General features: G+C 47.3%; 10 protein-coding genes. 6 read left to right on the top strand and 4 right to left on the bottom strand.

Annotated elements, in window-relative coordinates; all coding sequences use genetic code 11:
- The first annotated feature begins 15 nt into the window (after positions 1-15).
- The gene (locus HMPREF0201_RS03480) at positions 16-237 is read left to right on the top strand and encodes an acyl carrier protein (RefSeq protein ID WP_039899116.1); all 222 of its coding nucleotides are present in this window, start codon (positions 16-18) and stop codon (positions 235-237) included.
- Positions 238-331: 94 nt separating this feature from the next.
- Here HMPREF0201_RS03480 and HMPREF0201_RS03475 read toward each other — a convergent pair whose 3' ends face one another.
- From HMPREF0201_RS03475 to HMPREF0201_RS03465, 3 genes are all read right to left on the bottom strand, one after another.
- Entirely contained in the window at positions 332-2806 is a 2475-nt protein-coding gene (locus HMPREF0201_RS03475) for a fimbria/pilus outer membrane usher protein (protein WP_016535084.1), read from the bottom strand.
- 13 nt (positions 2807-2819) lie between these two features.
- Positions 2820-3575, bottom strand: a complete 756-nt coding sequence (locus HMPREF0201_RS03470; RefSeq protein WP_016535083.1) for a fimbria/pilus periplasmic chaperone — start codon at positions 3573-3575, stop codon at positions 2820-2822.
- Positions 3576-3690: 115 nt separating this feature from the next.
- Positions 3691-4212, bottom strand: a complete 522-nt coding sequence (locus HMPREF0201_RS03465) for a hypothetical protein (RefSeq protein ID WP_016535082.1) — start codon at positions 4210-4212, stop codon at positions 3691-3693.
- Between the two features lie 486 nt (positions 4213-4698).
- Between HMPREF0201_RS03465 and HMPREF0201_RS03460 the strand changes: the two genes are divergently transcribed.
- Positions 4699-5013, top strand: a complete 315-nt coding sequence (locus HMPREF0201_RS03460; RefSeq protein WP_039897957.1) for a PTS sugar transporter subunit IIB — start codon at positions 4699-4701, stop codon at positions 5011-5013.
- A gap of 1274 nt (positions 5014-6287) precedes the next feature.
- Here HMPREF0201_RS03460 and HMPREF0201_RS03455 read toward each other — a convergent pair.
- On the bottom strand, positions 6288-6800 hold the full coding sequence (locus HMPREF0201_RS03455) for a helix-turn-helix transcriptional regulator (RefSeq protein ID WP_016535077.1): 513 nt from the start codon (positions 6798-6800) through the stop codon (positions 6288-6290).
- A gap of 247 nt (positions 6801-7047) precedes the next feature.
- On the opposite strand from HMPREF0201_RS03455, the gene HMPREF0201_RS03450 reads away from it, so the two are divergent.
- Genes HMPREF0201_RS03450 through HMPREF0201_RS03435 form a run of 4 tightly spaced genes read left to right on the top strand, consistent with a single transcriptional unit; the run spans position 7048 to position 12377 of the window.
- Positions 7048-7788, top strand: coding sequence for a hypothetical protein (locus tag HMPREF0201_RS03450; protein WP_016535076.1), 741 nt, complete (start codon positions 7048-7050; stop codon positions 7786-7788).
- 39 nt (positions 7789-7827) lie between these two features.
- A complete protein-coding gene (locus tag HMPREF0201_RS03445) occupies positions 7828-8349 on the top strand; it encodes a CS1 type fimbrial major subunit (RefSeq protein ID WP_016535075.1) in 522 nt (173 codons plus the stop codon).
- A gap of 56 nt (positions 8350-8405) precedes the next feature.
- On the top strand, positions 8406-11111 hold the full coding sequence (locus HMPREF0201_RS03440; protein ID WP_039897956.1) for a TcfC E-set like domain-containing protein: 2706 nt from the start codon (positions 8406-8408) through the stop codon (positions 11109-11111).
- A gap of 6 nt (positions 11112-11117) precedes the next feature.
- Positions 11118-12377 (top strand): CfaE/CblD family pilus tip adhesin, encoded by a 1260-nt coding sequence (locus tag HMPREF0201_RS03435; RefSeq protein WP_016535073.1) that lies wholly within the window; start codon positions 11118-11120, stop codon positions 12375-12377.
- Positions 12378-12463 lie beyond the last annotated feature (86 nt).

Below are 12463 nucleotides of genomic sequence, written 5' to 3'. Positions count from 1 at the left end.
ACTCAGGAAAAAAAGATGGAACAAGACATTCTCGCCCTGTTTGAAAAGGTGTTATCCCGCAAAGTCGGCTTTAACGATGAGCTGATTGAGTCCGATATTCTCGACTCTATTCTGGCGGTGGATTTAGTGCTGGAAGTGCAGGATCTGTACGGCTGTATGATACCGCCGACGGAAGTCGCCACCGTGCTGAAAACCCCGGAGAGCCTTGCTCGTTATATTGAAGAAAACCGCAGCTAAGCCTTAGCTGCGCCTGATTTGAAGACCCCGGCGGTTTAGACTTCCGGGGTCTTTTTATTTCAAGGGGAGGCAGAAGCTAATTTACTTACATGGCTCACAAGCACTTCGCCCATGCACTAAAAATTCCAGCAGGGCCGGAAACTTTCGGCAAACGATATGCTGCCCGACAGGACTGCCGCGCTGAGAGACCCCAGCGGATTTGCAAATATCCTTTCCCGGAAAGCCCGGACAAATAGACCTTTCCGTTTTCACCCACGATGCCGTTACCGGCATTATTTTGTGCTTCCGGCGTAACAACGGAGCCGAAGGGGATGGCTTGCCCGCTGCTATCCGTCAGACCCAATAGCGCCTTTTTGCCGATATGAGTCGCAAATACGGCAGGAATAATCGCGCCGTTGGTCGGTACCACGGGAATATCCGTCCGGGTTATCTCCGCCTCATGCGGCAGACGAGCGGGATCGAGGCTGATAACGTTTCGCTGGTAAGGTTGCAGCCCGCTCAGGACGGTATAACCCCGCCCATCGGTTTTCACCCCTGGCCACCCTCCAACCGGGATCTCTGCTGCTCCCGGTGCGCCAACTAATGCTGCCGTGCCGTTTAGCGGCTGCCCCAGCGCCCATCCCCCGGAAGTCAGCACGCCGCTCCCGCTCAGGCTGGCTCCAAGACCTGTAACCTGTGGGCTACGGCTATAATTTGCCGTCATGATCCCCTGAGAACCACGCCATCCCAGAGAGGTTGTGGAGTGAGATTGCGACCAGGTACCCGCGTTGCCGGGCAAAAAACGCTGCATCACATTCCAGCTTAAGCGATGCCCCATCTCCTGGCCGCTCAGTCCCGTCATCCAGGTTTCTTTGCCGGCGGTGGACGACAACATCTGCCCGCTAGCCATTGTTTCAGCCCCGGACATATTCCCCAGTGGGATACTGAACATAATACTGAGAAGCCGATCCACTTTTCCCTGCCAGCGCGAGCGCGTCCAGTCCAGAGACAGAGAGAGATCTTTGATACGCGTGTTGTAGCGTATGCTTTCGGAGCGATCGTTTTCTTCACTCTGCCGGTATCGGATTCGGCGGGTGCTCAGGCTAAGGTAGCCCAACGCGCCCAGAGATTGATTAAAACTCAGCTGCGCCCGGGAAATCATCCCACCCCGGGGAACCGATCTGCGCTCAAGGGCATCCGACAACGTGCGGTAGCCGGCCGCAGGAGACCAGGCCCAGGTTAATGCCAGCGATGAATGGGTAGCATCCACCGATTTGCTGTAGCGCACCCGCCACTGCTTACCCTGTGAGGCATTTTTAGAACGAACGCGGTCGTGCGTAGTATCCAGAGAAAAGCTACCGGCGCTGCCCAGCGAGACGCCAACCCCAAGCGACAGGGCATGAAAGCGCTCAGCGCCCTGCAATCCGCCGTAAATCGTCGCCCCCAGCGGCAAGCCATATATTGCCGATGCCTGTGCAATGCCTGTCTGCCCGCTGACACGACCGGCAGGATTATATTGCCCCGCCATCAGGTTGTATTTCAGGTAACCGGAATGCACGGCGATGGAAGGTGTTTGCCAGGACACGATGAAATGCTGAGCTAAGCCGCTGCTCTCCTCAACGGTGACGTCCAAATCACCGCCGCCGGACAACGGCCTTAAGTTGCCCAGCCTGAAGGGGCCGGGCGCGACGGTGGCGTCATAGAGGGTGTACCCCTGCTGGCGGACGACCACTCGCGCCAGCGAACGGGCAACGCCGCTGACTACCGGAGAAAAACGGCGCTCGCTAAAAGGCACCATCTCGTCGTCAGTCCCGAGCATAACGCCCCTGAAGGGAACGCTGTCGAACACCTCATACGGGGTAAAACGTGCGCCAAGCGTCAGGCGGCTCTTCATCCCGTACAGACCCCGTTCGGCAAAGGTATACGCCGTTTCCCAGCGGCCGCCCTGCCCGGCATTTTTCTGCCAACTGGTAGAATGACGCAGCCGCCACGGGCCTATATTCAGCCCCGGCTCCAGCAGGATGAACGGGGAGTCCATTCGCTGGCGGCGCGAGCCACGGTAAGACGTATGCGACATGCTGGCCTGGTAATTCAGCAGGAGCGCATCGAGCCCGTCATTCCATTGCTCCCGCGGCGCCAGCTCGCCCGACACCTGACGCATAACGGCCTGAGGAACAGTGAGCAGGAGTTGCTGGCTGGAAAAACTAAACGTCGCCTCCACGCCGGGAACGGCATTCAGGTGGCTGCACTGGCTGGTATCAGAAGATGACGGCGTTAGCCGGGGATAATCTTCAACCCGAATGCCGTATTGGTTAAGCAGCCCAATGCTCAGGCAGGGAACGAGACCGGCATTTTCAGGTTCCCCCGCCAATTTCCTGAACAGAATATTGCGGGTATCCACAATTTCTCCGTTCAGCAACACATCAACGCGGTAGCTTCCCGGTAACTGGCCTCCCTGATTAAACACGGCCAGGCTGGCATCACTCAGCCCCAGCTGGCTGGCATCAAACTCCCAGCGCTGGGCGTCACAGTAAAAAGGGGACAACATCAGGGTGAGGGCGAAATAGCGCACAGGTATCAGAGGCATCATAGCGGGCGCTCAATCAGCCCTTAGGCCGGGCGGCTAGCTCCGGCAATGACTGGTAAGCGCGACTCCTCCCCCCTTCATCCGTTATCACCACCCATTTGATCGGGCCTTTGGCTTCCTTGCTAACGGGAAAGGTCCGCGAGGAGTAAGGGGGAATATATGTCACCTCCGGCACGGCCAGCCCGCCAATGCTCACCGATGCTAATTGAACATAAAGAGGAGACGAGTTCTGCGCCACGAGCGTCTTCCCATCTTTGTACCAGGCCAGGTTCCCGGCGGCTTCCCGGGAGGTAATGCTTAACGAAGGGGGGCGAACCAGCAGCTTAATGCACTGGCGGGCGCTGACTTCCAGGTTCATGATAACCGCAGAAGAGGGAGCACGCTCTCTCTCATCTTGCGCCCAGACATCGGTGTTTTTAGGCGGAATGCCCGCTACGCAAAGCCAGCTCAGGGTCTCGCGATCCTGAGCAAACTCGCCTGCTTTTATCACTCTTAAACGACTTTGCTGATGGCCTTCTAAACGCGACACCGGCGGAGTCACGATAAATGGAGCAGGCGTTTTTTTATCTTCCTGCCAGGCTTTTCCCTGAATAAGAACCGGGTAATCCTGGGGATTATTTACGGCGAGAGCGATGTCGTTTATGCCTGGCAAATAGATAAGCCTTGAGGCACCCAGTTTTATTTGAAACAGGCGTGTATGAGCAACCACTTCATCAGCCGCAGCATTTGCTGATAATATCAACAATGCGCCACCGATAATAAGAGAAAACATCCCCACAGAATACGAATTTCGCATAACAACGCGCTCATTAAAGTGAGATATAAGTGGGCGATGCGATTATAAAAAACACGCCCGATTAAAAAAGGGGGCTATGCCCCCAAATTATTTACTCACTAAATGTATAAGCTATCGTTTTAACTGTATAAGTATCAGCCACGACTTTCTGTGGACCATTTAACTTCACGTTATAGCTTTGCACCGGGCCGCTGGCCGCAAATGAAACATAATTAAGACCATGCTCGCCGGACTGCACAATACTCCGGGGAGAAACGGGTTCAACTTTTACCGAGATGACGTTATCAGCATTATTCATACCGTGGAAATTCCCGACGCCAAACTCTTTTGAGGTATGCCCTTCCGGAATATCATCCGTATCGGCAATGAGGGTGGTATAAAGCCCTTCCTGTAACCCCGTGATGCTACCGGTTGCAATTAATGAGTCATCCCCAAAACTCCCGCTGACCAGGCCACCGACCATCGTTAGTGAGTTCCCGATATCCACCGTTTCGGCAAAGGGAATATTTGCACTGGAACTTACTTTTTCTGACGTGAGCGTTTCGGCGAAACTACAGGATGCAAATGCCAGAGGCAAAACAAACGCCCCCAGCATCAGTTTTTTATGGTTCATGTATTACCTTCCTTAGTGACTACACAACTTTAAATGATATAAAGGCGCTACAAAATGAGACAGTAAAAACAATGAATCAATTTACTTTATATCTTCCACACAAGCGGCGAGTATAAAAACACGTAAAAACTCTATCTATCAAAAAACGCCATTATTAAATCAATAATCATCTGAACAGACCAGTATAAAAAACAAACAACCCCTGGTGGTTATTTTACTCAACACTAAAACTTTGCCTTTTGATGTATTTCTTACACACCTTTATATTACCCGGAGATAATTGTGCTTAGCCTCCATGCCACCACATACCAGATTTTCACTTTTGATTGCCAGGAGGCCACAAGATAAGAACAGCGCGGCAGCCCCGGTGGGCCAGGCTGAGTGAGCGCCTTATCGGATAAATTTGTCGTGTAACTATGAGCCCACACACATTTTATGGTTACCACCAGGAATAGTGTATGCCTCAGTTATCAAGAGGACATACCCATGAAAAAGTTACTCATATGTTGCTTGTTCGGGAACACGGCCAATTCTCTGGCGAAGAAAATGCAGAAAGTAGCGGATGCAGAAGGTTATAAACTGATGGTCAGCGCCGTGGGGCTGGATAACTTTGCCAGCGTCCAGCCTGCATTTGATGGATTTCTGGTTGCACCACACATTCAATACAAGCTTGACGAAATCAGGGCTACCGTCGGGGGACAACGCCCCATCGCCGTTATAGAAAGCCTGCCCTATGCGTCGCTGGATGGCGATAACGTTCTCCGTTTTGCTCTTGCCACTCTCCCGGACATGGCCAGTTAGGTTAAGGCCCAACTCAGGGATGAGTTAATTTCATACCCGGCCAACGCGTGCTTTTATTCCTCATCTTTTGATATCGCCACCCTGTTCTTCTGCAGCCTGTTTATACGCATTGTTCCTGCCTGAAGCGAAGCTTACGCTGAATCAAGTTTTCCAGCGGGCCGGGAGCCGCTCCGGCCCGAGCCTCACCAGCGCTATGCAGCAAAGGTGTAAATGAAAAGGAGCCGCCACTGGCGCAACGGCTCACAGAAAACCAGGGGAAACCCACCCTCTTTATTTCTACTTCAGAGGCAGCTTCAAGCAGAGGCAGAAAGGCCCGCTAAAAAACATTTCCGTTTTTATTCATTGTATTTAAAGGGAGAGCCTCATTTGTCGGAATGAATACAGACCCTTTTATGGCGCATAATTAATCACTTATATGAAATTAAAAACCATTTTTTTCATAGTGAAAAAAATGTAGTTTTGTAATTTTTTTGTAGAGAAATGTAACGTCTTTTTCTTTTGTTACATTGCATATTCATTGTTTAGTCTCCATTTAAAAAGCATGGTTATACTGAGCGCAATTTAAATCACAAACCAGGGATTTACTTTAATTAATCTACTGCATTATTCATTGAGGATTAGCATCGCTCAGGGGGGATTACCACTCAAAAAATCATATTATCGGGTAAGGAGAGACCGTTAACCGCCGTATTTCTCGAGTGAAGAAAACACTTAACCTTAGCTTATGTTTTATTTCTATTTTTTTGACCGTCAATCTCATTAGTTTCAGAGAGATGCCCGGCCTGGTTCTTCAGCATGGTTAGCAACCGATAGTTAAGTGATAACAATAACTTTCCGTTCTGCGAGGCCATCAAATTTCATAATTAAACATTATATTTAAAATTAAAAAAATCATATTGATGATGCAATAAGAACGCATACCATCGGATAGACTGTGAAATACTTAAAATAACAATCATAAAAATAAAAAAACCATAAAATGAAAAATAAAAAAACCGCTTACTCATGCCACGCTCGTCAAAAGACATTATCGACACATATCAAAAGAAACATAAATAACCATAATAAAACCAGTCAACAAAGCACATAAAAAGAGCATAAAAAACCAACAGCAAACACAAAAAAACATAATTAAACACATCATTAAATATATTAAAAAACAAATTAAAGAAACACCCTCCCACTCCGTAAAGAAGAAAGGTGTTTTATGCAAAAACAATCAAAAATTGATGAACCAATTAAATGCGATCATATTTTCAGCGTGATAAAACATATCACCAAAAGAAAATTTCCCTTACATTTCTTATACTTAGCTTTTTTGCAACGTTCTTCCTTAAACTATACACCGTTTTTTTTGAAACGCCTAAATGACAAGCTTCCTTCTCTAAAGGAATATTAAATATTAAATTTTGCAATGCTTGATATTCTTTCGCAGTCAATGCTTTTTCACTTTCTGCTGAGGATTTCCTGGCTCTTTTCCCAGTAAAACCACCGGAGCATTTATTCGTTAACTTGATATCACTCAAGCTAACAACACAGATATTACGCCGTAAGCCTGAAAAGTAGTTTGCAAGCGGTAAAAGATTAGGATGTGAAATTATTATGGTTCTTTCATTTAAATTACAATCAACCCAATCACTCATGATCACCTCTTTCACAGACCATGTTGAAAGATTTAAAAAAACGATATTTTCACTATTGTAGTCACACTCTTTAAACAATCTTAAAACGTACTGCAACCCTATATTGAAATATGCATCTTTATTCGGGAGAACTGTCAACTTCATATTAGATAATCCTTATCGTTAACAAACTATTCTTATAATTTATAAGACTCATAACTGAAAATGTATATCGATCATAACCCCCTTGATTGATAGGTTTTGCCTATTTAGGAATATGTAACCGATCGGTTTTGACGATCAAAATACTTGATCGCTGTCAATTTGTCCTCTAGAATCTGCTCTGTTTCTCAACAAAATCCATATCTACTCATCATGGAAAGAGATAATTTTCATCAGGGATAAAATACTTATGAAGAGCATTTTTATTTGTTCCGCACCTATTATTCTCCTGGCACTCCTGTCCATGAACAGCAAGGCCAATGCCGCCATGTATGTCTACCCTATGGAGGCCTCCGTTGGAATGAATGGAGCATCAAAAATAAGAGTAATATCTCAGGATAATGATGTTCAGTTTATTAGGGTAAGCCTCAAGCAAGTGCTTAACCCAGGAACAAAGGAAGAGAGTGAGAAAGCAACATTGGCCGACAACCCGGCAGGACTCATTATTACGCCACGAAAAATAGCCCTGTCTTCAGCCAGCGAGAGAGTTGTGAGGCTTGTTTCAGTAGAACCGCCGCAAAAAGAAACTACATGGCGTGCTTATTTTGAAAGTGTAAATGAAAACAATTTTCTTGATGAAGGCTTCAAAAGTAAAAAAGACAACAAAACTGCCAACGTCGGCGTAAATATTGTCTGGGGAGCATTGATACATGTTGCACCTAAAAAGGTAATTGCGAGTCTAAAAATCAATCGTGAAAACGGAAAGGTTTTTAATGATGGGACTATCAGGATGCCTGTCAAAGAGATCGGAGAGTGTCATCCGGATGGCCAGTGCTTATGGAAAAAAACAATAGCCACGGTCTATCCGGATACCGAGATCAATATTCCACAAATGACCTTCTCACACTCAAAAACATACCGAATTAAATATATAAACTGGATTACAAAAAAAATGGAAGAAGCTCCATTGTCTGCATCGCAGACGAATTAACCCTTCCCGAAAATGGGAAAACAACAAAAGGAATGTTAAATGAAAAACAAACTTAACCTGCTCTGCTTAGGCGGTATTCTGGCAACCACTTTTTGCGCTAATGCTGTACAAAGAGATATTACAGTAACAGCAGATATTGACCCGACGGTTGACGTTACCAATGCCGATGGCTCTCCTCTCCCTTCTTCCGTAGCGATGCAATACCTACCGGGGAAAGGACTTGCGGCACATAAAGAAAATATTAAGTTCTGGTCGAATAAAGAAGATAAAGCACTCAGCGTCAGCCTGGCTAATACCCCGACCCTGACGGATGCCAATGGCAGCAATGCTATTCCATTAAGCGTATCTGTTAACGGTACAAAATTGTCTACCACCCCTATCACTCTGGAATATGCCACTGCCTTCCCGAGCGGTATTGCTAACGGTTCTTCAACCATGCCTCTGGTCATTGCTCAGGACAATCCAGGACCAGTAACGGCTGCGGGCTCTTACACTGGGATCGTAAGCATGGTGGTAACGCAGGCCACTGCGCCAGCAGAAAAGCCAGGTGGCAATAAGTAATTAGTCAACTCAAATGACAGGGTGCCAACCCTGTCATTTCTGATGGGAGTTCATGGATGAACATGCGGTCCTTGCCTGTTTTCTTCTTAATTTTCGCTTATTCAGCATCATGTTCGCTTCATGCATCCGTGCGCATCCCGCAGGGTTTTGAGGAACTGGCCAGGGGTCAAACGGTTCTCACCGATGTTTATCTTTATGGTCAGTCTCTGGGGGTTTTCCAGACTCATGTGGATCTCGAAAGCGTCCAGTTTCTACAACCCGACGCGGTCGTTTCTGCCATCAATAAAATATATCCGGATAATCCTGACCTCAATGCAATGTTACATAATGAACTAAAGAAACCTTTTAACCGTAACAGCAAGCTTTCATGCAGCAGCAGCGGCGGCACGCCCGGGTGCGACTTTCTCAAAACGGATACTGCCGATATTATCTATGACGAAAATAATGCCAGGACTATCCTGTTTATTAGTAACCACTATCTTCCGGAAAAAAAGCAGAAGAATATTTATTACGTCTCCAGCCTAGAAAGTCGCAATGCTTTTATTCACCAGCAAAATATTAATTTTGTGACAGACAGGCACTATCAGTCAGCTTCAGTGCAGGGCAATGGTTCTCTGGGTATTACGGAAAATGGTTACCTGAATGTTGACTGGAACTGGCAGGGACAACGTTCCGGCAAGGAAAGCACCCATGACACCGCCATCAATAATGCCTACTTCAGACAAGATTTTTTAAAGCGGTTTTATGTGCAGGCCGGCGTTATGGATTCGCGGGATGTTTTCAGTAATAGCGGCGGGAATATTAACCTTAGCCAGTTACCGCTGGGGAAAATGCGTGGCATAAGAGCCGGCTCCACCCTCGCCTGGGTCAATATGGATAATGTCTCCGGCGGTACACCGGTCAATATTTTTCTGTCCAGAGAGGCAAGGGTTGATGCTTACAGAGATCGTCAGCTACTCGCTTCATTCTATTTAAAGCCCGGGCCGCAGGAACTCGACACCCGTTCATTTCCGATGGGCAGTTACACATTAACCCTCCGGGTATATGAGGATAACCAACTGGTAAGGACCGAGACGGTGCCTTATACCGGCCTGGGCGGGTTTTCATCCAGCACTCCGCAGTGGTTTGTCCAGGCGGGCTCGCCGGATACGGATGACACGCATGAAAACGACAGCGACAAGCAGGTTATTCAGGCCGGTCTCAAATTACCGATGAATAGCAATACTGCCCTGACGGCCGGTACGGCACTGTTTAATAGCGCCAGCTACTGGGAGGGCGCTATTGACTGGTCACATGGTTTTGACTCGGGCTGGCTGGACGGTCTCTTGACGTCAAGAGCGAGCTATCTGCACGGGAGCGAAGGATCAAGAGGCAATATTCAGCAACTCAATTACAACGATGGTTTTTCCTTGAGCTTTTATCGTAGTGCGATGACGGCAGCTCAATGTAACGCCCAGGGGCTGCACCGGTACAGTTTTAACGGCTGCTATAAAAGTACAAATGTGATGCTTTCAGTCCCGCTTGAAAAATGGTACGGCACGCTGGGTTATTCGCTTAACAGTAATCAGGGCCGCTATGTGTATCGCAGGGATTTGGTCGATTATGATCCCCATAACCCGGCGGGTGTTCCATGGGAAAAGATTTATCAGACCCATTCCCGCAGCAGGACCTGGCAAGCGGGTGTCACACGTACATTTAACATCAGTGATATCAACCTCACCTCCAGCCTGAATGCTTTTATAAGAAACGAAAGCGCGTTTAACGCTCAGGACAAAGGGATCTTCATCACATTATCTTTCTCCGGCAGCCGGAATGACGTGGGCGGAAAGCGCCGTTCATTCTCTGGGGGAGCTAGCTGGCAGGCCAGTAAACAAGGTAATACCCAGCTCGGATATAACGCAGCCTACAGCCAATATAGCGATGAGAGCGGTGAAAATGAGACGGGCATATCACTCAATGGCGTGAACACCGATACCGTTACGTCTTCAGTTTATGGACGTATGGGAGGCCAGTACGGCACGGGCTCACTGACCCTAAGTGATGCATGGGATCGCACGACAAGCGGGCACATCCTCAATAGCAGCGGCAATTACAGCTCGTCACTGATCCTCGATCGGAAAGGGTTTGTTGTCGGCCGCTGGAGTGGTGGAGCCCCATCTTCGGCAATAACCGTCAATGTGGAACAAGACAGCGAGCCAGAAAAGTCGCATGTGAATGTGTCAGTAGATAACAGCGGCAGAAGTGACGTCCAGAGCAACAGCCGGGCGCTCTTTACCGTTCCCGGTTATAGGGAAAGCACGATTGATGTCACTGAGTCACAGGCCTCCTCCGCAGGCATAAGCAGCGAGATAAGCAAAGGAACGGGTGCAAGAAAAGTCTTTATGACACCGGGAAAAACATTTAACAGAGAAGTGAAAGTTGATGCCCGTTATACATGGCTTGGCAGATTAATAGATAGTGGCAGGCAGCCGCTGGAAGGGGCCATTCCATTAAATGTTATGTCATGGACACCTTTAGGAAAGGGCAACTTTACGCTTGAGACAGCAAACAATATTAAGACCCTTTACGTAATGAAAGACAACGCTTACTGGCAATGCAGAATGAACGTTAGCGTGGTGCGGGATGTTATTCGCTATGTGGGGACAACATCATGCCAACGCACAGAGCTGGCAAGTTTACCTGCAGCCGAACAAAAACAGGCTGAGTTAATGACCGCGGGAATGACGCAGCAGACCAAATCCACGGCTATGAACAAGGAGTAGTGCTTAATGTGCCTTATTTTAGAACCCCACAAAAAGCAAACATCTGAAATTCTCTCTAACTCTTTTATCAAGTTCATATTATTGATGACCACAACAATATTTTATGGTCTGTACGCGCCCATATTGCAGGCCGATGAAATAGCGCCTTCCTCGCATGACTTTAATGTCGAAGTTACAATGGATAAAGCATCATTACCAGGCTCAGTAATTATCTTTGATAATCTTTTTGGTGGCATGTCCCCTCCAGGCGGAAGCGCCAATAGCGCTGAGGTTAATAAAAATAGAAATAATACTTTAACTTGTTATACGCGTACCGATCCTTCAAACGGATCATGCCCAACAAATCCATATTGGGGTAATGGAAAAACTGGCCCTCTTTTTGATGGAAAATTAGTATTGCGTTTCAGTAATGAGAAGACCGGAAAGACTGTAGATTTAACGCTCGATGGTGCAAAGAGAATCCCCTCTTTACTTAAAGTAAGCCTCTGGAATGCCACGACTTATACTTCTGACAACCCTATTACATTCTCACTGAAGATAAATCGCTCGGAGCTTTTAAAGCTAACTCCGGGGACATGGAATGCACATTTAATAATGTATCTGACTAAATGGGTTAAAGATTGTCCAGCTCCGGGGAAAAATCAGGCGAGTCAGGGATGTAGCGGCAGCAGATTTGGCTCATGGAATTCAACTATATCGCTAAAAATAACCGACTATGGCACACAGCAAATTTATTTCCCTGAATTTGGTGCATCGACGCCTTTAGTTGACCTTGGGCTAAGAATTAAAAAATTTGGCGACCGCACGGCCGTCGCTGATGCAAACAGGACAATAGATATGTGTTTATATGATGGGAGCAACTCAAGTTCAAACCAGATCAGCCTGTTATTCACGGATGAGGGAAAACAGGCACCGGGAAGAAAAACCGGAGAGTTTTCCATATACGCGCCGGGTGCATCAACGGATGCTGACAAACGGCTTGATTACAATCTTTCTGTTATCAATCCCGTTACAGGTGGGGCACAAACAGTTAAAAATGGCGAGCCTATTATCTGGACCGGCGTGAGTGCAGATGAAGGGAAAGTTAAAACTAAACTGGTTAATCTGCCTGGCGTAACTGGCCTGGTTCAATGCGTGCCGGCGCCATTAACCTTCCGAGTCCCGGAGTTCAAAATATCATCAAAGAGCCAGGGGCGTTACTCAGGAACGCTTAAGGTAGTTTATACCCCCACCACGCAATCGTGGCGAGATGACGTTAAAAAATAAAACTGTTCGTCTATTTATATAATTGCACTTATATGCGAGCGGCTTTTATTTATTAATAACCAAATCAACTTATTAAACTCTAAAGC

Origin of the sequence: Cedecea davisae DSM 4568, assembly GCF_000412335.2 — a bacterium.
Lineage (GTDB): Bacteria > Pseudomonadota > Gammaproteobacteria > Enterobacterales > Enterobacteriaceae > Cedecea > Cedecea davisae.
This window is presented reverse-complemented; position numbering and strand designations above follow the sequence as displayed.

Excerpts from the sequence above, each read along its gene's own strand:
- HMPREF0201_RS03480 (WP_039899116.1), top strand. The coding sequence starts at position 16 with ATGGAACAAGACATTCTCGCCCTGTTTGAAAAGGTGTTATCCCGCAAA.
- HMPREF0201_RS03475 (WP_016535084.1), bottom strand. The coding sequence starts at position 2,806 with ATGATGCCTCTGATACCTGTGCGCTATTTCGCCCTCACCCTGATGTTG.
- HMPREF0201_RS03470 (WP_016535083.1), bottom strand. The coding sequence starts at position 3,575 with ATGTTTTCTCTTATTATCGGTGGCGCATTGTTGATATTATCAGCAAAT.
- HMPREF0201_RS03465 (WP_016535082.1), bottom strand. The coding sequence starts at position 4,212 with ATGAACCATAAAAAACTGATGCTGGGGGCGTTTGTTTTGCCTCTGGCA.
- HMPREF0201_RS03460 (WP_039897957.1), top strand. The coding sequence starts at position 4,699 with ATGAAAAAGTTACTCATATGTTGCTTGTTCGGGAACACGGCCAATTCT.
- HMPREF0201_RS03455 (WP_016535077.1), bottom strand. The coding sequence starts at position 6,800 with ATGAAGTTGACAGTTCTCCCGAATAAAGATGCATATTTCAATATAGGG.
- HMPREF0201_RS03450 (WP_016535076.1), top strand. The coding sequence starts at position 7,048 with ATGAAGAGCATTTTTATTTGTTCCGCACCTATTATTCTCCTGGCACTC.
- HMPREF0201_RS03445 (WP_016535075.1), top strand. The coding sequence starts at position 7,828 with ATGAAAAACAAACTTAACCTGCTCTGCTTAGGCGGTATTCTGGCAACC.
- HMPREF0201_RS03440 (WP_039897956.1), top strand. The coding sequence starts at position 8,406 with ATGAACATGCGGTCCTTGCCTGTTTTCTTCTTAATTTTCGCTTATTCA.
- HMPREF0201_RS03435 (WP_016535073.1), top strand. The coding sequence starts at position 11,118 with ATGTGCCTTATTTTAGAACCCCACAAAAAGCAAACATCTGAAATTCTC.